The 20,875-nt window shown below is 64.0% G+C and carries 19 protein-coding genes and 4 tRNA genes; 4 read left to right on the forward strand and 19 right to left on the reverse strand.

Annotated features, from left to right (window positions below; genetic code table 11):
- Positions 1–3: 3 nt before the first annotated feature.
- From J3A71_RS21410 to J3A71_RS21420, 3 genes are read right to left on the reverse strand one after another with little or no spacing between them, the layout of a single operon-like run.
- A complete protein-coding gene (locus J3A71_RS21410) occupies positions 4–888 on the reverse strand; it encodes a rhomboid family intramembrane serine protease (RefSeq protein ID WP_016485538.1) in 885 nt (294 codons plus the stop codon).
- Positions 885–1,859 carry a metallophosphoesterase gene (locus tag J3A71_RS21415; protein ID WP_169725181.1) on the reverse strand — a complete coding sequence of 325 codons (975 nt, stop codon included), beginning with the start codon at positions 1,857–1,859 and terminating at the stop codon, positions 885–887. The genes J3A71_RS21410 and J3A71_RS21415 overlap by 4 nt, the downstream gene beginning before the upstream one ends.
- The gene (locus J3A71_RS21420; protein WP_016485536.1) at positions 1,856–2,746 is read right to left on the reverse strand and encodes an NAD(+) kinase; all 891 of its coding nucleotides are present in this window, start codon (positions 2,744–2,746) and stop codon (positions 1,856–1,858) included. Before J3A71_RS21420 ends, J3A71_RS21415 begins: the two co-directional genes overlap by 4 nt.
- 88 nt (positions 2,747–2,834) lie before the next feature.
- On the opposite strand from J3A71_RS21420, the gene J3A71_RS21425 reads away from it, so the two are divergent.
- Positions 2,835–3,767, forward strand: coding sequence for a DUF1853 family protein (locus J3A71_RS21425; RefSeq protein WP_060519087.1), 933 nt, complete (start codon positions 2,835–2,837; stop codon positions 3,765–3,767).
- Positions 3,768–3,984: 217 nt separating this feature from the next.
- Positions 3,985–4,530: a cytochrome b gene (locus J3A71_RS21430; RefSeq protein WP_016485535.1), complete on the forward strand. Its 546-nt coding sequence runs from the start codon at positions 3,985–3,987 to the stop codon at positions 4,528–4,530.
- Here J3A71_RS21430 and J3A71_RS21435 read toward each other — a convergent pair.
- On the reverse strand, positions 4,482–5,411 hold the full coding sequence (locus J3A71_RS21435) for a pyridoxal-phosphate dependent enzyme (RefSeq protein WP_016485534.1): 930 nt from the start codon (positions 5,409–5,411) through the stop codon (positions 4,482–4,484). The two genes, J3A71_RS21430 and J3A71_RS21435, sit on opposite strands and share 49 nt — an antisense overlap.
- A 51-nt stretch (positions 5,412–5,462) precedes the next feature.
- Positions 5,463–7,499 (reverse strand): NADPH-dependent 2,4-dienoyl-CoA reductase, encoded by a 2,037-nt coding sequence (locus J3A71_RS21440; protein ID WP_209953230.1) that lies wholly within the window; start codon positions 7,497–7,499, stop codon positions 5,463–5,465.
- A 192-nt stretch (positions 7,500–7,691) separates the two neighbouring features.
- On the opposite strand from J3A71_RS21440, the gene J3A71_RS21445 reads away from it, so the two are divergent.
- Positions 7,692–8,810: a nitrilase-related carbon-nitrogen hydrolase gene (locus tag J3A71_RS21445; protein WP_016485532.1), complete on the forward strand. Its 1,119-nt coding sequence runs from the start codon at positions 7,692–7,694 to the stop codon at positions 8,808–8,810.
- Positions 8,811–8,814: 4 nt separating this feature from the next.
- Positions 8,815–9,855 (forward strand): AraC family transcriptional regulator, encoded by a 1,041-nt coding sequence (locus tag J3A71_RS21450; protein ID WP_060519093.1) that lies wholly within the window; start codon positions 8,815–8,817, stop codon positions 9,853–9,855.
- Positions 9,856–10,085: 230 nt separating this feature from the next.
- Here the strand turns inward: J3A71_RS21450 and J3A71_RS21455 are convergent, their stop codons facing one another.
- The 14 genes from J3A71_RS21455 to truA form a co-directional block, all read right to left on the reverse strand.
- Complete coding sequence (locus J3A71_RS21455; RefSeq protein WP_016485529.1) at positions 10,086–10,913, reverse strand: DUF2242 domain-containing protein; 828 nt, start codon at positions 10,911–10,913, stop codon at positions 10,086–10,088.
- A 198-nt stretch (positions 10,914–11,111) separates the two neighbouring features.
- Positions 11,112–11,188: transfer RNA gene (locus J3A71_RS21460), tRNA-Asp, on the reverse strand.
- A gap of 141 nt (positions 11,189–11,329) precedes the next feature.
- Positions 11,330–11,406 (reverse strand) — tRNA-Asp (locus J3A71_RS21465).
- Between the two features lie 100 nt (positions 11,407–11,506).
- Positions 11,507–11,583: transfer RNA gene (locus J3A71_RS21470), tRNA-Asp, on the reverse strand.
- A gap of 64 nt (positions 11,584–11,647) precedes the next feature.
- Positions 11,648–11,723: transfer RNA gene (locus J3A71_RS21475), tRNA-Val, on the reverse strand.
- Positions 11,724–11,961: 238 nt separating this feature from the next.
- Positions 11,962–12,735, reverse strand: a complete 774-nt coding sequence (locus tag J3A71_RS21480) for an SDR family oxidoreductase (RefSeq protein ID WP_016485528.1) — start codon at positions 12,733–12,735, stop codon at positions 11,962–11,964.
- Complete coding sequence (locus tag J3A71_RS21485; RefSeq protein WP_016500858.1) at positions 12,732–13,943, reverse strand: O-succinylhomoserine sulfhydrylase; 1,212 nt, start codon at positions 13,941–13,943, stop codon at positions 12,732–12,734. Before J3A71_RS21485 ends, J3A71_RS21480 begins: the two co-directional genes overlap by 4 nt.
- 16 nt (positions 13,944–13,959) lie before the next feature.
- Positions 13,960–15,465 (reverse strand): amidophosphoribosyltransferase, encoded by a 1,506-nt coding sequence (gene purF / locus J3A71_RS21490; RefSeq protein ID WP_016485526.1) that lies wholly within the window; start codon positions 15,463–15,465, stop codon positions 13,960–13,962.
- A gap of 42 nt (positions 15,466–15,507) precedes the next feature.
- Entirely contained in the window at positions 15,508–16,065 is a 558-nt protein-coding gene (locus tag J3A71_RS21495; protein ID WP_016485525.1) for a CvpA family protein, read from the reverse strand.
- A 197-nt stretch (positions 16,066–16,262) separates the two neighbouring features.
- A complete protein-coding gene (locus tag J3A71_RS21500) occupies positions 16,263–16,928 on the reverse strand; it encodes an SPOR domain-containing protein (RefSeq protein WP_096425772.1) in 666 nt (221 codons plus the stop codon).
- Positions 16,912–18,219, reverse strand: coding sequence for a bifunctional tetrahydrofolate synthase/dihydrofolate synthase (gene folC, locus J3A71_RS21505; RefSeq protein WP_060519100.1), 1,308 nt, complete (start codon positions 18,217–18,219; stop codon positions 16,912–16,914). The genes J3A71_RS21500 and folC overlap by 17 nt, the downstream gene beginning before the upstream one ends.
- The gene (accD, locus tag J3A71_RS21510; protein WP_096425771.1) at positions 18,219–19,112 is read right to left on the reverse strand and encodes an acetyl-CoA carboxylase, carboxyltransferase subunit beta; all 894 of its coding nucleotides are present in this window, start codon (positions 19,110–19,112) and stop codon (positions 18,219–18,221) included. The genes folC and accD overlap by 1 nt, the downstream gene beginning before the upstream one ends.
- Before the next feature lie 215 nt (positions 19,113–19,327).
- Positions 19,328–19,948 carry a phosphoribosylanthranilate isomerase gene (locus tag J3A71_RS21515; RefSeq protein ID WP_016485521.1) on the reverse strand — a complete coding sequence of 207 codons (621 nt, stop codon included), beginning with the start codon at positions 19,946–19,948 and terminating at the stop codon, positions 19,328–19,330.
- A gap of 61 nt (positions 19,949–20,009) precedes the next feature.
- On the reverse strand, positions 20,010–20,870 hold the full coding sequence (gene truA / locus J3A71_RS21520; RefSeq protein WP_016485520.1) for a tRNA pseudouridine(38-40) synthase TruA: 861 nt from the start codon (positions 20,868–20,870) through the stop codon (positions 20,010–20,012).
- Positions 20,871–20,875 lie beyond the last annotated feature (5 nt).

Below are 20,875 nucleotides of genomic sequence, written 5' to 3' on the forward strand. Positions count from 1 at the left end.
GATTCAAGCCGACAGTTTACGCCGGGCCAGCGCCCCACCCAAGAGCCCGGTCAGGCATCCGATGAGCAACCCGCCAACATGGGCAGCGTTGGCGATCTGGCCAAGGCCCAGGGTGCCGACCACGCCGGTCAGGCACACCACCAGCCAGACCAGCATCATCACCAGTACGCCCTTGGGCAGGTTGAAGTGACGGTTGGGCGCCAGCCACTGGTACAGCCAGATATGCCCGAGCAAGCCGTACAGCACGCCGGACAGGCCGCCGAACAGGCTCGGCCCGCTGGTGTAGTGCTGGGCCAGGTTGGACACCAGGCTGAACAGCAAGGTCAGGCCCAGCAGCATCCACGGGCCCTGGCGCAACTCGATGCGCTTGCCCAGCTCCCAGTACCACAGGCTGTTCATGGCCAGGTGCAGCACGCCAAAGTGCAGCAGCATGGGTGATACCAGGCGCCACCACTGGCCTTGGTCCAGGACTTGTGCCAGCGAGCTGAAGTACAGGTAGTCGCCCTGGACGCGGAAGTCGAGGAAGGTAAACCAACTGATGGTGGTGAAATTGTCGCCCAGGCTGGTGAGGCCGGCGACGATGAAGCACAGCAGCAGCGTGAGGGTGGTGATCTTGCAGGCTTTGGCCTGCTGCACCAGGGAGGGTTGTGTGGGGCCGTTCGCAGGCCCCGCTCCCACAGGTTGCTCCACCGCCTGGAGGTCGGCGTTGCCGTCGGGGTAGCGCTGGTAGAGTTGCAGCACGTCTTCGGCAAGGGTGTCGGGTGCCCAGAGCACTTGGACATCGCCCTCCTCGCTGACCCGGTGCGGCACCTGCAGACGTTGCAGCAGGTGGACGAAGCCGCTGAGGTCGACCGACAGCGGCAGGCGCATCACTTCGATAATGTTCATTGGTTGGCCTGTGGGCGGTCGACGTCGACCCAGACGAACTTGTGCGGGTCAATGCGGGTTTCATCATCCAGCCGGTAGGCGGCCAGTTTGCCGTAGAGCACGGCACTGTAGTCCAGGCAGGCCAGGTTGGCGCGGATCGGCGCTGGGCGGCCGCTGCGCCAGTAATGGCCCACGAACAGCAAGGGCTCGTCTTCGGCATAGCGCAGCAAGGCGTTCTTCTGGCTGTGGCTGAGCGGGGTACTGGCTACCTCCTCGGGCAAGGCATCGGGCTGAAACACGATGTCGCCATAGGTTTGCGGGTCTTCTTCCCAGAACTTGGTGCGGAAGAACGCGCGGGTCAGGCCGTCGCCGCCGGTCAGCGTCAGGCCGTCCGGCAGGCGCATGTCGGTGCCGCGCAACAGGCGGTTGCACACCGTGTCGGCAAAACTGCCACTGACCGCCGAGGCCTGGATGAAGTGTTCATCGATGCGCCCGTCGGGGTATTGCTGGCGCAGCGGCTCGATCAACCGCGGGTCCCAGCAGGCGTGCACCAGGCGGAAGCGCCCGGCATCGATGAACAGCGGCAGCTGGTAGAACCAGTTGACGAAATCGTGCCAGTCGCCGGGGTGGTGGGCGAACTGGGTGAGGGTTTCGTCAATCAGCCGGGCGTGGCGTGGCGTGTGCTCGCGAACATAGGCCTTGCCGCTGCCGGGCAGTGCCGGGGTGACCCAGCCCAGGGCGTTATATTCGTGGTTGCCCATGATGCAGAACGCCTGGCCGGCCTCGACCATGTCATGGACGATGTGCAGCGCCTCGCGAATGCGTGGCCCGCGGTCGACGATATCGCCCAGAAACAGCGCGAGGCGCCGCGGGTGGCGCCACACGCCGGCCACACGCTTATAACCGAGGGCGTCGAGCAGGCGTTCAAGGGTCAGTGCACAGCCGTGTACGTCACCGATGATGTCGAAACTTCGCGCCGGATCGAGCATCAGTCGTCCCTGCTCCCCAGGCGGCTGCCCCAACCGAGCTTGGTGCGGCAGACCTCGTAGTAATTGTGGTCCAGCGGGTGAATCAGGCGCAGCTTCTGCGGTTTCTTGCTCACCGTGATGGTGTCGCCGGGGGCGCAGGTGAAGTGGTTCTGGCCGTCACAGGACACTTGCGGGTAGATCTGCAGGTCCTTGGACACCACGATCTTCAGCTCGCTGTTGCCGTCGACCACGATCGGCCGGCCCGACAAGGTGTGCGGGTACATCGGCACGATGACGATGGCGTCGAGCTTGGGGTGCATGATCGGGCCGCCGGCCGACAGCGCGTAGGCAGTGGAACCGGTGGGCGTGGCGACGATCAGGCCGTCGGCCTTCTGGCTGCAGACGAACTGGCCGTCGATGTAGATTTCGAACTCGATCATGCGCGTGGACTTGCCTGGGTGCAGCACCACGTCGTTCAGCGCATCACCCTGGCCAATGGCCTCGTGATGGCGACGCACCTCGGCCTGCAGCAGGAAGCGGTTTTCCACCAGGTAGTGGCCGTCGAGCACTTCGGCAACTTTCTCTTCCAGCTCGTCAGGGCGGATGTCGGTGAGGAAGCCCAAATTGCCACGGTTGATGCCCAACACCGGAATGTTGTGCCGGGCCAGGGCGCGGGCGGCGCCCAGCAGGCTGCCGTCGCCGCCGACCACGATGACCAGGTCGCAGACCTCGCCCAGCAGCTTGCGGGTAGAGGTTTGCAGGCCATGGCCGGGTAGCACTTCGGCAATGGTGTCCTCGAGGATCACATGCAAGTGGCGATCGAGGAGGAATTTTTTCAGTCGGCGAATGGTGTCGAGCACCTGCGAGCTGCCAAGGCGGCCGATGATACCGATATTGCGAAATTGCTCCATGGGGCTCCTGCGGGGCTCTGCGACGGGTGACGATGGCCCGATTATGGGCGAAACCACCGGGTAGCGGCAAACCGGCTATGCTCGCAGGATGATGCCATTCGCCCTGCTCATCGACCTGCCCCGGCAGCTACGCCGCCCCGCCGTGCGCGACCTGGCCTGGGCGCTGCTGTCGCCGCCCCTGCTCAGCACCCCGCCCTGTCCCCAGCGCCACCCGCTGACGGGCAGCCTCTGGGCGCAGCAGCCGCAGCGTCTCGAGGGCTGGTTGCGAGCGCTGGATGCCGACGATCGCCCGCTGCAAGCGTGGCTGGCAAAGCTCGGCAGCCGGCGGCTGGGGCTTTACTACGAACGGCTGTGGCAATTTGCCCTGGGCCAGGCACCCGGCATCGAGCTGCTGGCGGCCAACCTGGCAATCCGTGACGGTGGGCACACCCTGGGCGAGCTGGACGTGGTGCTGCGCGACCGCGACGGTGTGCACCACCTGGAACTGGCGATCAAGTTGTACCTGGGGCCGCAAGACGCCGGGCACGACCCGCATGCCTGGCTGGGACCTGGGTGCCATGACCGGCTGGGGAGCAAACTTGCGCACCTGACGGGGCACCAGTTGCCCATGTCGAACGGCGCGCACAGCCGCGAGCTGTTGGCGCGGTTGGGGGTTGAGCAGGTGCAGGCACACGTGTGGCTGGGTGGCTACCTGTTCTATCCATGGCCTGGCCATGCCGAGCCACCCGCGGGCGCCAACCCGCAGCACTTGCACGGGCGCTGGGTGCGCCGGCGGGACTGGGTCATGGCAGAGGGTGAACATTGGCAGCCCTTGCAGCGGCATGCCTGGCTGGCACCTGCGCGGGTCGAGGCAGGTGAAGGCTGGACGGTGGAGCAGTTTGCGGCCTGGTTGCATGTGCTGGAGCGGCAGGCGCCGGCGCAGTTGCTGGTGAGGTTGGAGGCTGATGCCGAGGGTGCCTGGCAGGAGGTGGAGCGGGTGTTTCTGGTGGCTGATGACTGGCCGCACGTGCCCGGTGCCTGATGTTACCTGTACCGGGCCTATCGCCGGCAAGCCAGCTCCCACTGCACAGGCCCCAGGCTCAGCATCGTCCCTGTGGGAGCTGGCTTGCCGGCGATAGGGCCGGTGCTGGCAACACAATTTTCACAGACCTAGCGCAAAGATTTATTTCTGGTAACCACTACAGTGGTACCTGAGCGCCAGCAAGAGCGCCATTTTGACCTGATGACGAGGACCGATCATGGTTTCATCCAACCCCGCGACCCATTACGCACGCGTGTCCATCGCCCTGCATTGGCTGATGCTGGTGCTGCTGGCCGCTGTTTATGCGCTCATCGAACTGCGTGGCCTGTTCCCCAAGGACAGCGCCGAACGCAATCTGATGAAAGACCTGCACTTCATGCTCGGGCTCAGCGTGTTCGTGCTGGTCTGGCTGCGCCTGGCCATGCGCCTGAGCCGCCCTACCCCGCCCATCGTGCCCAAGCCGCCGGCCTGGCAGACCGGGCTTGCGCACCTGATGCACCTGGCGCTGTACCTGCTGATGATCGGCATGCCACTGGCCGGCTGGCTGATCCTCAGCGCCGCCGACAAACCTGTGCCGTTCTTCGGCCTGGAGCTGCCACACCTGATTGGCCCGGACCCGGACCAGGCCAAGTTCATCAAAGGCTGGCATGAACGCGTGGGCAGTTGGGGCTACTGGTTGATCGGCCTGCACGCCCTGGCCGGGCTGTATCACCACTACGTGCAGCGCGACAACACGCTGCTGCGCATGCTGCCCTTCAAGTAACCGCGCCGGCCCTGCAGGCCACCGGTATGCACAACGATCAGGCGAGTGCCGGGCGCAAACAGCCCGGCCTCGACCTGATCACGCAGGGCCAGCAGGGCCTTGCCGGTGTACAGGGCCTCGAGCGGTACACCACTGTGCTGCTCGCACCCGGCAATGAAGGCCAGCAGCTCATCGTCGAATTTGCCAAAACCGCCACGGCACGCATCGTGTAGCTGGTAGCCGTGTGTACCGGCCAATGCTGCCACCGTCTCCGGCACGCCATGATCCCTGGGCACGGCCAATGCGCCATGTACGACATGCGCACCCGCCTCGGCCAGCACCAGGCCGGCCAGGGTAGTACCGGTTCCAGCAGCCAGCCACCAGGCATCGTAGCCCGACCAGCCCAATGCCGTGAGCTGCGAACGCGCCTGCTGCATGATCAGCGCACAGCCCTGTGCACCAGCCGGGCCGCCGCCGCCTTCGGGGATGCAATGCCAGCCTGGGTAGCGTGACTGCCAGGGGCCCCAGAATCCGGTTTCGTTGCGCGCGCGGTAGCCGCCGTAGCCGAGCCAGTGCAGCTCCATGCCCAACGCCTGAAGGTCACGCACCGTAGGTGTTTCCTGAACGTGGCCCCGCAGCAGGCCGGCGGTGGCGAAGCCGAAGCGCTTGCCGGCGGCGGCCAGGGCGTGCAAGTGGTTGGAGTGATTGCCGCCAAGGCTGATCAGGCCCGGGGCTTTGCTGACGCTGGCTTGCTGCAGGTGAAGGCGAAGCTTGAACCACTTGTTGCCGCTGACCAGTGGGTCGATCAGGTCCAGCCGCAGGATGGCGGCCTCGACATTGGCAGTTGCCAGCCAAGGCAGGTTCAGGGGTTGCAGGGGCGCTTGAGGGAGGTCGAAAAGCATCGTGCGAGTTTACCAGCGAAATCCTGGGGCTGCTTTGCAGCCCCAGCGATCTCAGAGTTCCGCCGCCAACCTCGAACCTTGGTTGATCGCCCGTTTGGCATCCAGCTCGGCCGCCACATCAGCCCCGCCAATCAGGTGCACCGACTGCCCCGCCGCCACCAGGCCGTCCTGCAATTCGCGTAGCGGATCCTGGCCAGCGCAGATCACCACGTTATCCACCGGCAGCACCTGCGGCTCGCCGTCGGCCACACGAATGTGCAAACCGGCATCGTCGATACCCAGGTACTCGACACTGTTAAGCATCTGTACCCGCTTGTTCTTCAACCCGGTGCGGTGAATCCAGCCCGTCGTCTTGCCCAGGCCATCACCCACCTTGGACTTCTTGCGCTGCAACAGGTACACCTGCCGCGCCGGCGCATGCGGCTCGGCCTTGATCCCGGCCACACCGCCACGCGCCTCAAGACGGGTATCGATGCCCCACTCCTGCCAGAACGCCTCACGGTCCTGGCTGGTGGCCACGCCTTGGTGCACGAGGTATTCGGAGACATCGAAGCCGATACCACCCGCACCAATGACCGCGACCGCCTTGCCTACCGGCTTGCGTTCAAGCAGCACGTCCAGGTAGCTGAGCACCTTGGCGTGCTCAACACCGGGAATGGCCGGGGTACGCGGTGCGATGCCAGTGGCCAGGATGATTTCGTCGTAGCCGCCGCTCACCAGCGCCTGCACGTCGACACGGGTATTCAGGCGCAGGTCCACGCCCGTGCTCTTCACCTTGTTGCGAAAGTAGCGCAGGGTTTCAAAGAATTCTTCCTTGCCCGGCACCCGCTTGGCCACGTTGAACTGGCCCCCGATTTCGCTTGCGCCGTCAAACAGGGTCACCGCGTGGCCCCGCTCGGCCGCCACGGTGGCCGCAGCCAGGCCAGCCGGGCCGGCGCCGACCACGGCAATGCGCTTCACTGCCCGCACGGGCAGGTAGTTGAGCTCGGTTTCGTGGCAGGCACGCGGGTTGACCAGGCAACTGGTCAGCTTGCCGCCGAAGGTGTGGTCCAGGCAGGCCTGATTACAGCCGATGCAGGTGTTGATCTCATCGGCACGGCCAGCCGCTGCCTTGTTGACGAATTCCGGGTCGGCCAGGAACGGCCTGGCCATTGAAACCATATCCGCATCGCCTTCGGCCAATACAGCTTCGGCCACTTCCGGCGTATTGATACGGTTGGTGGTGATCAACGGAATATTCACTACCCCACGCAGCTTGGCCGTGACCTTGCTGAATGCCGCACGCGGCACCTTGGTGGCGATAGTGGGGATACGCGCTTCGTGCCAGCCGATGCCGGTGTTGATCAAGGTCGCGCCAGCCTGCTCGATGGCTTTGGCCAGCAGCTCGATCTCGTCCCAAGTGCTGCCACCCTCAACAAGGTCGAGCATCGACAGGCGGAAGATGATGATGAAATTCGGCCCTACCGCGCCGCGTACCCGGCTGACGATTTCCACCGCCAGGCGCATGCGGTTTTCATAGCTGCCGCCCCAGCGATCGGTGCGGTGGTTGGTGTGGGCGGCGAGGAACTGGTTGATGAAGTAGCCTTCCGAACCCATGATTTCGACGCCGTCGTAACCCGCGCGCTGGGCCAGTGCCGCGCAATTGACGAAGTCGGCAATCTGTTTCTCGATGCCCTCCTCGTCCAGCGCCTTGGGCGTGAACGGATTGATCGGCGCCTGGATCGCGCTAGGTGCCACCTGCCGAGGGCTGTAAGCGTAACGCCCGGCATGCAGGATCTGCAGGCACACCTTGCCACCCGCCGCGTGCACGGCTTCGGTGACGATGCGGTGCTTGGCGGCCTCTTCTTCGGTACTGAGCTTGGCCGCGCCGGAATACACCCCGCCTTCATCGTTGGGCGCAATGCCCCCGGTGACCATCAGGCCGACGCCCCCACGGGCGCGCTCGGCAAAGTACGCAGCCATGCGCTCGAAACCACCAGGGCGCTCTTCGAGGCCGGTGTGCATCGAGCCCATCAGGGTGCGGTTGCGCAAGGTAGTAAAGCCCAGGTCCAGCGGGGCGAGCAGGTGCGGGTAGCGGTCGGCAGCCATGGAAAAGTCCCCTGGTGGCGTGATCACGGTATGCGGGCACCTCACTGGTCGGCGGGGCCCGTCGTTTGTCTGTCAGCGAGATTAAACAGCCGTTTGAATGGGCTCAATGATCGAAAATGACAAGTTATTGATCCTGACGTACAGCCGGACTACCCTAGGGAACCCTCGGTTCTCAAGGCCTCGTCCTGTTCCATGCGAAAACTCCTGGCAAGCGCGCTGGCGCTGGTGATGATCGCCTCCCTGTGCGGCTACGGCTTCTGGACCCAGCAGCGCCCAGAAGGCCACTACCTGTCCGACCTGCGCATCGAGCTGGCCCTCAACCATGGCGTGCCGGGCGAGCACGGTAATCTGCTGGGCGTCGAGCCGCTGCTGTACCCGGGCGACTACCAGAACCTGCAACGCCTGCACCGCAAGCTCGCGGCTTATCTGGAGCAAGCCCGCGCGCAAGGGCTGGTGAGCCCGCGCACGGTGGTGGTGCTGCCGGAGCACATCGGCACCTGGCTGTGGGCGCGTGGGGAAAAGAATGAGCTTTATCAAGTCACGCACAGCCGCGAGGCCTTGCAGTGGCTGGAGCTGAGCAACCCGCTGCGCTACGGCCTGGCAATACTCGGCGCAGACGGCGACGACTGGCGCGCTGACGCGCATTTGCGCATGAAGGCCGAGCAAATGGCCGCAGACTATCAGCAGTTGTTCGGCGGGTTGGCCAGGGAGTTCGGCGTCACCCTGGTGGCCGGCTCCATCGTGCTGCCCGCACCCTATGTCAAACAAGGCGTGCTGCATGCCGGCAGTGGCCCGCTGTTCAACAGCAGCCTGGTGTTTGCCGCAGATGGCTCGCTGCTGGGCCAGCCACAGCGCCAACAGTTTCCCGACAGTGAAATCCGCCGCTACGTCCATGATGGCCGCCAGCAACCGCTGCAAGTGGTGCAAACCCCGGCCGGCCGCTTGGGTGTCCTGGTGGGCAGTGACAGCTGGTATCCGCAAAACCATGAGCAACTGGCACAACAAGCGGTACAGCTGATCGCCAACCCGGTGTTCCTCAGCGGCAAGGGTAGCTGGGAAGCGTCATGGCGCGGCAATCGCCACCAGGACGCCAGCGCAGGGCTGGCCCTGCAACGGGGCGAGGTCAGCGAACAGACTGCCTGGCAACGCCTGACCGAGGCAGCCGGGGCCAGCGTCAGCAGCATGAGCGTGTTCATGCGCGGGCAGTTCTGGGAGCAGGCCAGCGACGGGCAGGGCTTTGCCCGACAGTCGGGTGAGTTGCTGACGGGTCCCCCCAGCCCTGGCGCCCGCCTGCTGAATCTGTGGCTGTAGGCTCATGACCCGCCCCCGCGTACGCCTGGGCGACCTTTCGGTAGGCTTTGTCCAGCCGCTGACAGAGGCCCTGCGCGAACTGGGGCACGACCCCGAGCCCCTGCTGCGCCGTTATGGGCTGGGTGCGCCCCGCCTTGCCGAGGCCGGCGCGCGCTTGTCGATCCCCCGTTACATGCACCTGGGCCACGCAGCCATCGAGCTGAGCGGCGAGGCCGCACTGGGCCTGCACATGGGCCGCCTGAGCCGCCTTGCGCATGCCGGCCTGGCCGGGGTCACCGCCGCCCAGGCACCGACACTGGGCGACGCGGCGCGCACCCTGCTGCGCTTCGAGCCACTGTATGCGGCCAACTACCGTGGCCACTCCAGCTTTGAGGAAGACGCCCAAGGCGCCTGGTTGCGTTTCTACTCCATCAGCCCTTACAACGCCTACAACCGCTTCGTGGTCGACTCACTGCTTGCCGGCTGGCTGGCGCAACTTGCCGACCTGGCCGGCACACAGGTGCAGGCCGAGCGCCTGGACATCGAGTTTGCCGCCCCTGCCTACGCCAAGGGTTATCAGGCGCTGTGCAGCACACCTGTACAATTCGCGGCCGAGGGCAACCAGCTGCGGCTAAGCCGCGCAACCCTGCAACTGGCCAACCCAAGGCATTGCCCGAGCACCTGGCAGCACCTGCTGCAACTGTGTGAGGCAGAGCTGCTGCAACGCACACGGGTGCGCAGCCTGGGTGAACGCATTACCCACTTGCTGGGCCCGCTGCTCAATGGCGGCCGTGAACCGGACCTGGAAGAAGTGGCGCTGCACTTACAGCTACCGACCTGGACGTTGCGCCGCAAACTCGCCGAAGAAGGCACGCGCTTTCGCGACCTGCTCAACGAAACGCGGCGCGACCTGGCCGAGACCTATATCCGTGACACGGAGCTGGCCTTCGGCGAGATTGCCTATCTGTTGGGGTTTGCTTCGGCCGAGGCCTTCCAGCGCGCATTCAAGCGCTGGACGGGCCTAACGCCGGGGGAGTTCCGCCGCAACCAGCGGCGGGCGGGCTAAAGCTCGGTAGCGTCTTCAGCCGGTTCCGGGGTGTCCAGTTCGTAAGCCTGGGTTTCGAGTAGTTCTTCCTGGTATTCATCCATCGCCCTGCGTCCTCTTTACTCATATTGTCTTCGTAGGTATCGCCTTCAGCCTAAGCAGGTGGGATGAAGGGATGATGACAAGCTTATGAGTGGTAAACGTAGCAGGGGTTCAGGAAGTTATCGCGGGTGTCTGTAACAGGCAAACAGTCAAAGGGAGGGTGACGCGGCCTCGGCAGGCTGGGATTGCTGCTGCACCTGAATAGGCGCAGCTTCGGCCGGCGGCGCCACCGGCTGCGAGCCCTGGCTGTCATCCACCACCGGTGCCGCTGCCGCTTCACTGGCCGGGGCAACGGCCGGCGCAGGTGCATCTTGCGCCTCCGGTGCCGCTTCCGGAGCCGGCGCAGGCGCCACCGGGTTCGCCGCTGCCTGCTCAGGTAACCCCAGTTCTACCGCTGGCTTCGGAACCTTGGGCGCCTCGACCTTGGCTTCTTCAACCTTCTTAGGCTTGGGCTTGGGCAGGTAGCTCTCTACCAAGGCGAAATAACGGTCATAGAACTGCGCTGCCGTCACCGTTTCGCTGGCCACCTTGACCATCGAGTCGTCGCTGGAGCCGATCGGCATCGATACCGAACCCAGTACCCCCACGCCCAGGCTGGCGGAGGTGTTGGATTTTTTCAGCGCGTAACGGTCCTGCAGGGCGTTGGCGAACATGGTCGAGCGCTGTTCGTCGCTCACATCCGGCGCACAGGTCACGTTGAAGCTGATCTGCAGGTGATTCTCGCTGTTCTGCTGGAAGCTCTTGTTGCCCACCACCTGGTTGGCACCGCTGTTGGTAATGATGTAGCCCTGGCTGAGCAAGGCACGCCGGGCGGCCTCGCAAGTGCCGGCATCGCTCACCGGAAAGCTGCGCGAGAAGGTACCCGAGTCATCGAAGTTCTCGTGCTCGTACACGGCAGTCTTTTTCGAGGAACAACCGGCCACCCCCGCCAGCACCAGGGCCAGCCCGAGCGCACCAAAGACGGAAGATCTGGTCATTGCGAATTCCGGGTAAGTCGAGAAGGTGCCTATTGTGCAACACAGCAGGCAGGCACAGGAACCACTGGTCGGTGAAGAGTCTGTCAGGTTGGTGTAAAAATGGGTAAAGACAGGTTTTCAGCCGCAGAAACAAAAAAAGCGACCCTAAGGTCGCTCTTTTTGTGCTTCAAGGCGTTCAAAGGGGCCTTGAGGCAAAGATGGCGCAGCGGACGGGACTCGAACCCGCGACCCCCGGCGTGACAGGCCGGTATTCTAACCGACTGAACTACCGCTGCGTATCATTCAGGCTTTCACCCGATTGAAACCTGGGTCTACCCTTCCGGCGCCAAGGCCTCAGGGCAGGCACAAAAAAAGCGATAACATGATCGCTTCTCTTGTGTTTGCTTCAAGGTGTTCTAGGGACCTTGAAGCGAAGATGGCGCAGCGGACGGGACTCGAACCCGCGACCCCCGGCGTGACAGGCCGGTATTCTAACCGACTGAACTACCGCTGCGTATCGTTCAGGCTTGCACCTGATTGAAACTGGGATCAGCCAAAGACAATTTGCCTTGTGGCTTCAGACCGGTGCAAAGCACCCATCTGTTACTGAAAAATGGCGCAGCGGACGGGACTCGAACCCGCGACCCCCGGCGTGACAGGCCGGTATTCTAACCGACTGAACTACCGCTGCGCAGTGCGTTCCTCTCTGGCTATGGGCTTCTTGCGAAACCTTGCACCAGGAACTTCTCAGGAAGTGGTGGGTGATGACGGGATCGAACCGCCGACCCTCTGCTTGTAAGGCAGATGCTCTCCCGGCTGAGCTAATCACCCTCGCGATGTTGCTTGTTGCGTTTGCTTCGCTGAGGCCGCGAAATTTACGCAGATGGCGAAGCTAAGTCAATAGCCCCATTGAATTTTTTTCAAAAAGGGCAAAATAGTGCGCTTGCCTGTACGGGCCCCTTCGCGGGTGAACCCGCTCCCACAGGTACGGCACAGGTCTTTAGCACTGCGCTGTACCTGTGGGAGCGGGTTCACCCGCGAAGAGGCCCGTAAATGATAAGCAGAATGTTCAGGTGTAGATCATCTTGCGGGTCATGCCGCCGTCGACCACAAACTCCTGGCCAGTGACAAACGCCGCCTGGCGCGACAACAGCCAGGCAACCATGGCCGCCACATCTTCCACGGTACCCACCCTGCCCGTCGGGTGCTGGGCATGATCGGCGTCGGTCAACGGCTCGGCGCGGCGCTGCGACGGGTCACGGGCATCGATCCAGCCCGGGCTTACCGCATTGACACGAATCTCCGGGCCCAGGCTCATGGCCAGGGCGTGGGTCAAGGCCACCAGGCCGCCCTTGCTCGCCGCGTAGGCCTCCGTATCGGGCTCGGACTGCCGCGCCCGGGTGGAGGTAAGGTTGACGATCGCCCCGTTGTGCGCACGCAGGTACGGCGCACAATGCTTGGCCAGCAGCATCGGGCCATTGAGGTTGACCGCCAGCACCCGGTTCCATTGCGCCAGGCTCAGGCTTTCCAGCGTCTGGTTGTGCGGATTGGCGATGGCCGCATTGCACACCAGCGCGTCCAGCCGACCAAACTGCCCGAGCACTTCAGACACCCCGGCACTGACCTGGGCCTCGTCGGCAACGTCCATGGTAATGAACCAGGCGTTGTCGCCCAAGGCCTTGGCCACTTTGCTGCCACGCTGCCGGTCGAGGTCGCTCAGCACCACCTGCCAGCCTTCACAGACCAGCCAAGCGGCAATGCCCAGGCCGATGCCGCGCGCGGCACCGGTGACCAAGGCTACCCGGCCATTGTGGCCCGGGGTACTGCCGCGGATTTCGATCACAGTGCGGCCAGCCCGCGTGCAAGGTCGGCCTGCAGGTCGGCCACATCTTCCAGGCCCACGGCAACGCGGATCAGGCTGTCGCGGATACCGGCGGCTTCACGCTCCTGCGCCGACAAGCGGCCGTGGGAGGTGGTGGCCGGGTGAGCGATGGTGGTCTTGCTGTCACCCAGGTTGGTGGTGATGGAAATCACCCGGGTCGCGTCGATAAAGCGCCAGGCGCCCTCTTTGCCGCCCTTGACCTCGAAGCTGACCACCGCACCAAAGCCACTCATCTGGCGCTTGGCCAGCTCGTGCTGCGGATGGCTGGGCAGGCCGGCGTAGTGCACCTTCTCCACGCCATCCTGCTGCTCCAGCCATTCGGCCAGGGCCTGGGCGCTTTCGCAGTGCGCACGCATGCGCAGGCGCAAGGTTTCCAGGCCCTTGGTGAAGATCCAGGCATTGAACGGGCTGAGCGTTGGGCCTGCGGTGCGCAGGAAGCCCACCACTTCTTTCATCTGTTCGGCACGGCCGGCAACCACGCCACCCATGCAGCGGCCCTGGCCGTCGATGAACTTGGTGGCCGAGTGGAACACGATGTCGGCACCCAGCTTCAGCGGCTGCTGCAACGCAGGGGTGCTGAAGCAGTTGTCCACCACCAGCATGGCACCGCGGGCATGGGCGATTTCACTGAGCGCGGTGATATCGACCAGCTCGGCCAGCGGGTTGGACGGCGACTCGACGATCAGGAGCTTGGTATTGGCCTTGATGGCCTTTTCCCAGCCACCGAGGTCGACCAGCGGCACGTAGTCCACCTGCACACCAAAGCGCTTGAAGTACTTCTCGAACAGGCTGATGGTCGAGCCGAATACGCTCTGCGATACCAGCACGTGGTCACCGGCACTGCACAGCGACATTACCACGGCCAGGATCGCCGCCATGCCGGTGGACGTGCCCACGGCCTGCTCGGCGCCTTCCATGGCCGCCAGGCGCTCCTCAAAGGCGCGCACCGACGGGTTTGTGTAACGCGAATAGACGTTGCCCGGTGTTTCACCGGCAAAGCGCGCGGCCGCATCGGCGGCCGTGCGGAACACGTAGCTGGAGGTCAGGAACAGCGCTTCGCTGTGCTCGCCCTCAGGTGTACGGTGTTGACCGGCGCGCACTGCCAGGGTGTCGAAACCGACACCCTCGAGGTCGCTGTCCAGTCGCCCGGCATCCCATTGATCCGTCATGCCGTCGCTCCCTGAATCAGTTGTTGTAGAGGTCGATGATCGCGCTGACGGCCTGGTTCTTGACCTTGGCCAGGTCATTACGGGCCTGCTCGATACGCTCGAGGTAGGCATCGTCGATATCGCCGGTGACGTACTCACCGTTGAACACCGCGCAATCGAAGTGATCGATCTTGATCTTGCCGCCACCGACCGAGTCAATCAGGTCTGGCAAGTCCTGATAGATCAGCCAATCGGCACCAATCAACTCGGCCACTTGTTCGGTGGTACGGTTGTGGGCGATCAGTTCGTGAACACTCGGCATGTCGATGCCGTAGACGTTGGGGTAGCGCACCGCAGGGGCTGCGGAACAGAAGTAGACATTCTTGGCACCGGCTTCACGGGCCATCTGGATGATCTGCTTGCAGGTGGTGCCGCGCACGATCGAGTCGTCCACCAGCATCACGTTCTTGCCGCGGAATTCCAGTTCGATGGCGTTGAGCTTCTGGCGTACCGATTTCTTGCGCGCGGCCTGGCCGGGCATGATGAAGGTACGGCCGATGTAGCGGTTCTTGACGAAGCCTTCGCGGAACTTGACGCCCAGCCGGTTGGCCAGTTCCAGCGCAGCAGTGCGGCTGGTGTCCGGGATCGGGATGACCACGTCGATATCATGCTCTGGGCGCTCGCGCATGATCTTGTCGGCAAGCTTCTCCCCCATGCGCAGACGGGCCTTGTACACCGAAATACCGTCGATGATCGAGTCTGGGCGGGCCAGGTAGACGTGCTCGAAAATGCACGGCTGCAGTTTTGGCGATTCGGCGCACTGCTTGGTGAACAGCTGGCCTTCTTCGGTGATATACACCGCTTCGCCCGGCGCCAGGTCGCGGATCAGGGTAAAGCCGAGCACGTCCAGAGCCACGCTTTCCGAGGCGATCATGTATTCCACGCCTTCGTCGGTGTGACGCTGGCCGAACACTACCGGGCGGATACCGTGGGGATCGCGGAAACCGACGATGCCGTAGCCAGTGACCATCGCCACCACGGCGTAACCGCCGACGCAGCGGCTGTGCACGTGGGAAACAGCGGCGAACACGTCCTCTTCGGTCGGTTGCAGCTTGCCACGCACCGCCAGCTCATGGGCGAACACGTTCAGCAGCACTTCCGAGTCGGAGTTGGTGTTGACGTGGCGCAGGTCGGACTCGTAAATCTCTTTGGCCAACTGCTCGACGTTGGTCAGGTTGCCGTTGTGGGCCAGGGTGATGCCATACGGCGAGTTGACGTAGAACGGCTGGGCCTCGGCCGAGGTCGAGCTACCTGCCGTCGGATAACGCACGTGGCCAATGCCCATGCTGCCCACCAGGCGCTGCATATGGCGCTGCTGGAAGACGTCGCGCACCAGGCCATTATCCTTGCGCAGGAACAACCGGCCGTCATGGCTGGTCACGATACCGGCAGCGTCCTGGCCGCGGTGCTGGAGGACCGTAAGCGCGTCATACAGCGCCTGATTGACGTTCGACTTACCGACGATACCGACGATGCCACACATGCGACGCAACCCCTACTTTGACGAAACTTGAGTGAATAGCGCTCAGGGCCGGGACGGCCCGAGCAACTGTTCCTTGAACGGAAGATCAGCCGGAGCGCTGATCAACCCACTGGGCGTCCATTGGCCGGTAAAACCCAGGATCAGGTTTTTCGACCAGTCGGCGACCAAGAGAAATTGTGGTATCAGGCGTGATTCCTGCCACCAGGTGTCTTGTTGAACAGGCCCCAGGCTGATCAGGCCTATGGCCACCACTACCAGCAAGGCCCCGCGCGCAGCGCCAAAGGCCATGCCCAGGAAACGATCGGTGCCGGACAGCCCGGTCACACGGATCAGCTCGCCGACAAGGAAGTTGACCATGGCCCCCACCAGCAAGGTGGCGACGAAAAGAATGGCGCAGCCGGCGATGACGCGCATGGATGGCGTCTGGATATAGCTCTCAAGATACACCGAGAGCGAACCGCCGAACATCCACGCAACCGCACCCGCAACGATCCAGATGAGCAACGACAAGGCTTCCTTGACGAAGCCGCGCTTGAGACTGATCAGTGTGGAGACGGCGATGATCGCGATGATCGCCCAATCAACCAAGGTAAATGCCACGGTGCTGCCTGCAGACGTTTGAGGCGGCGCATTTTACCAGAGCGACGGGCTGGGAGTAAGCGGAATGTCGGGTGGATTGGTGTTGGCTTCATCGCCGGCAAGCCACCTTTCATAGAACAAAACATGACCGGGTGATTTGCCAGGCACTCTCTGGAGCTGGCTTGCCGGCGATGGCCGGCAAAGCCGCCCTCGTGCTATCAGCTGCGCTCTGGCTGGAAACGCACCACAAAGCCTTTGAGGCTGTTCTGCCGGTTGATGGCGTCGCGTGTCCGCTCCGCCTCGGCGCGCTCGATCAGCGGCCCGACGTACACCCGATTCATTCCGCCCGCCGAGCGGATATAGGCGTTGTAGCCCTGGCTGCGCAGGGTTTGCTGGAGCTTTTCGGCACCGGCACGATTGGACAGGCTGGCCAACTGGATGGACCAACTGACAGGCAAGCCATTGACGTCGATTTTTGAAGGGGCAGCCGGCTTTGCCACTGCTGCGGCAGGTGCCGGGGTGGCCACTGGCTTCGACTCCACTTTAGGCGCAGCAGCCTGTGGCTTGGCCGGCTGGACCTGCGCCTGGATTTGCGGCGATGGCGTAATGGGCTGACTGGGCGTGGCGGGCGGCGCAGTGGACTCGTCGACCACCACCGCTGGCTGCTCCGGCGCTTGCGCAATCGCCTGCGGCTCGGGCACGGCGACCGGCTCCACCTTCACTTCCGGCAGGCTTGGCATGGCCGGTGCTTGCGGGGCCTCGACGTGCACCTGGCGCATCTCGTCCTCGCGGGTGAACAGCATCGGCAGGAAAATAACCGCCAGCGCCACCAGCACCAGCGCACCCACCATGCGCTGTTTCATCCCTTTATCCAGCACTGCCATCTACTCCACCCTCCTGGGCGTGCCGCTCCAGCCACTCCAGCGCCTGGGCAACACAGAAAAACGAACCGAACAGCAGGACCTGATCATCCGCCGTCGCCTGCGCACATTGCCCTTCAAGGGCGGCGTCGACGCTGGCATAAGACTTCACCGCGGCGCCGAGGTTCGTCAAGGCTGTGGCCAGCTCGGCAGCCGGGCGGCTGCGCGGGGTATCCAGCGGCGCCACGGCCCAGTCGTCGACCAGGCCCTGCAGCGGCGCGACCACGCCTTCCAGGTCCTTGTCGGCGAGCAGCCCGAACACCACCAGGCGACGGCCCTTGGGCGGCCGGGCCGTCAGGCGCCGGGCCAGGTACTCCGCTGCATGAGGGTTATGCCCCACATCCAGCAACAGCTCCACCCGCTTGCCCTGCCAGTTCACCAGGCGGCGATCAAGGCGGCCTGTAATACGGGTAGCCAGCAGCGCCTGGCGCACCTGCGCGGCATCCCACGGCAGCCCCATCAGCAGGTACGCCTGCAGGGCCAGCGTGGCGTTTTCCATGGGCAGGTCGAGCAGTGGCAGGTCACAAAGCGCAACTTGCGCGCCGTCTGCCGCAGTACCGCGCCAGCTCCAGCCGGCCACGGTGCTGGCCAGATCAAAGTCCCGACCACGCAGGAACAGCGGCGCAGCCAGCTCGGCGGCCTTGTCCAGCAACGGTTGTGGCGGATCGAGGTCGCCGCACAGGGCCGGCTTGCCCGGGCGGAAGATCCCGGCTTTCTCGAAGGCTACCTGCTCGCGGGTATTGCCCAGGTAATCGACATGGTCGACGCCGATGCTGGTCACCAGCGCCAGGTCGGCATCCACCACGTTCACGGTGTCCAGGCGGCCACCAAGCCCCACTTCCAGCACTACGGCATCCAGCTGCGACTGGTAGAACAACCAGAACGCGGCCAGCGTGCCCATTTCGAAGTAGGTCAGGGAAATATCGCCCCGCGCCGCCTCGACGGCGGCAAAGGCTTCGCACAGGCGCTCATCGCTGGCCTCTTGGCCATCGATCACTACCCGCTCGTTGTAGCGCAACAGGTGCGGCGAGCTGTAGACGCCGACCTTGAGCCCCTGGGCACGCAGCAGCGAGGCCACGAATGCGCAGGTCGAGCCCTTGCCATTGGTGCCGGTTACCGTCACCACACGTGGCGCCAGCTTGCCTAGCGCCAGCCGGGCAAGCACCTTCTGCGACCGCTCAAGGCCCATGTCAATGGCCGAGGGATGCAACTGCTCGAGGTAGGCGAGCCATTCGCCCAGGGTTCGTTGTTTCATCACGCGACAGCAGCCGCCTCACGCGCTTGCTCCGGGGTTTCCTGGCCGGTCATCTGTGCCAGCAGGCGGGCCAGACGCGGGCGTAGTTCACCACGGGAGATGATCAGGTCGATAGCACCGTGCTCCAGCAGGAACTCGCTACGCTGGAAGCCTTCTGGCAGCTTCTCGCGTACGGTCTGCTCGATCACGCGTGGGCCGGCGAAGCCAATCAGGGCCTTAGGCTCACCGACGATAACGTCGCCGAGCATCGCCAGGCTGGCAGAAACGCCGCCGTACACCGGGTCGGTCAGCACCGAGATGAACGGGATGCCCTCTTCGCGCAGGCGCGCCAGCACCGCCGAGGTCTTGGCCATCTGCATCAGCGAGATCAGCGCTTCCTGCATGCGCGCACCGCCCGAAGCAGAGAAGCAGACCATTGGGCAACGGTGTTCCAGGGCGTAGTTGGCCGCGCGTACGAAGCGTTCGCCGACAATGGCACCCATGGAGCCGCCCATGAACGAGAACTCAAAAGCGCTGACCACGATCGGCATGCCCATCAGGGTGCCGCTCATGGAGATGAGCGCGTCTTTTTCGCCAGTCTGCTTCTGGGCGCCGGTCAGGCGATCCTTGTACTTCTTGCCGTCACGGAACTTCAGGCGGTCGACCGGCTCCAGGTCGGCCCCCAGTTCGGCACGGCCTTCGGCATCCAGGAAGATATCGATGCGCGCACGTGCGCCGATGCGCATGTGGTGGTTGCACTTGGGGCAGACATCCAGGGTTTTTTCCAGCTCCGGACGATACAGCACGGCCTCACAGGCTGGGCACTTGTGCCACAGGCCCTCAGGCACCGAGCTCTTCTTCACCTCGGAACGCATGATCGAAGGGATCAGTTTGTCGACTAACCAGTTGCTCATGCTTTATTTCTCCAGTATCGGCAGGCGGGGGGCGGTGTCACCGCCCTGCCCTGCCCTTGAGCTCAAAATCTTTTATGAAACAATGGTAGACCGGCCACCGGGGCTGCCAGCGTGCCACTCCACCGCTAATGTGTTGTTCCGCCGCCAGCGGCGGCTGCCCCGCAGGGCTGCGAAAGCTATGGACGATGGCGCGCAGCCAGCCGTCACATCTGCCATCACGCCTGTTTCACCGCCTGCATGAAGGCCTCGATTTTCGCCGCGTCCTTGATGCCCTTGGCCTGTTCGACGCCACCACTGACATCCACCGCGTAAGGCCGTACCTGGGCAATGGCCTGGCCAACGTTGTCGGCCGACAGCCCGCCCGCCAAGATGATGGGCTTGCTCAGATGTGCCGGCACCAGTGACCAGTCGAACGCTTCACCGGTTCCCCCGGGTACGCCTGCCACGTAGGTGTCCAGCAGTATGCCGCGAGCCCCCGCATAAAGCTGGCAGGCCGCCTCCAGGTCGTCGCCCGGGCGCACCCGCAGGGCCTTGATCCAGGGGCGGTGATAGCCTTCGCAGTCTTGCGGGGTCTCGTCGCCGTGGAACTGTAGCAGGTCCAGCGCAACCACTTCGAGGATCTCGTTCAGCTCGCAACGCGAGGCGTTGACGAACAGACCGACCGTGGTCACGAACGGCGGCAACTCGGCAATGATCGCCCGCGCCTGGCGCACGTCCACGGCCCGCGGGCTCTTGGCATAGAAGACAAAACCGATGGCATCGGCACCCGCCTCGGCAGCAGCCAGCGCGTCTTCGATACGGGTAATCCCGCAGATCTTGCTGCGAACATTGCTCATGGACAGCGAACCCTGATTGTTACGGTGAAAGGCCGGATGTTAGCAAATGGCTATTCGCCCGTCAGTCGGCCAACGCCTCGTAGCCCGTCAAAAAGTGTGGGCCGATGTAACGCTGGGGCAGCGCATACGCCTCGGGGTACTCCACCTGGACCAGGTAAAGCCCGTACGGATGGGCCGTGACCCCGCCTTCACGGCGGTTGCGCCCTTCCAGCACTTCACGCGCCCAGGTGACCGGGCGCTCGCCGGCGCCAATGGCCGTCAGCACACCGACAATATTACGCACCATGTGGTGCAGGAAAGCCGTGGCGCGCACGTCCAGCACGATCATCTGGCCATGGCGGGTAACGCGCAGGTGGTAGATATGCTTGATCGGCGACTTGGCCTGGCACTGGCTGGCGCGGAAGGCGCTGAAGTCGTGGGTGCCAAGCAGGAACTGCGCGGCTTCGGCCATGCGTTCGACATCCAGCGGGCGGTGGTTCCAGGTCACTTCCTCGGCCAGGTGCGCCGGGCGGATCGGGTCGTTGTAGATGACATAGCGGTAGCGCCGGGCACATGCCTTGAAGCGGGCATGGAAGTCGGCCGGCATCGGCCGCGACCAAACCACGCTGATGTCGTGCGGCAGGTTGAAATTGGTGCCCAGGGTCCAGGCGCGCTCGTCGCGTACGGCACGGGTATCGAAGTGCACGACCTGGCCACAGCCATGCACACCGGCATCGGTTCGCCCGGCACAGATCACCGAAACCGGTTCGTTGGCCACCTTGGACAATGCTTGTTCCAGCGCTTGCTGGACGCTGGGTACTCCGCTGGCCTGGCGCTGCCAGCCGCGGTAGCGGGCGCCCTTGTATTCCACGCCCAGGGCGATACGGGAGTAGCCTTCGGCTGCGGATTCGGCGGTAGCGGTGTCGATGATGTCCAAGCGCATGAAAC

It is taken from the genome of Pseudomonas sp. PvP089 (genome assembly GCF_017875165.1).
GTDB lineage: Bacteria > Pseudomonadota > Gammaproteobacteria > Pseudomonadales > Pseudomonadaceae > Aquipseudomonas > Aquipseudomonas fortuita.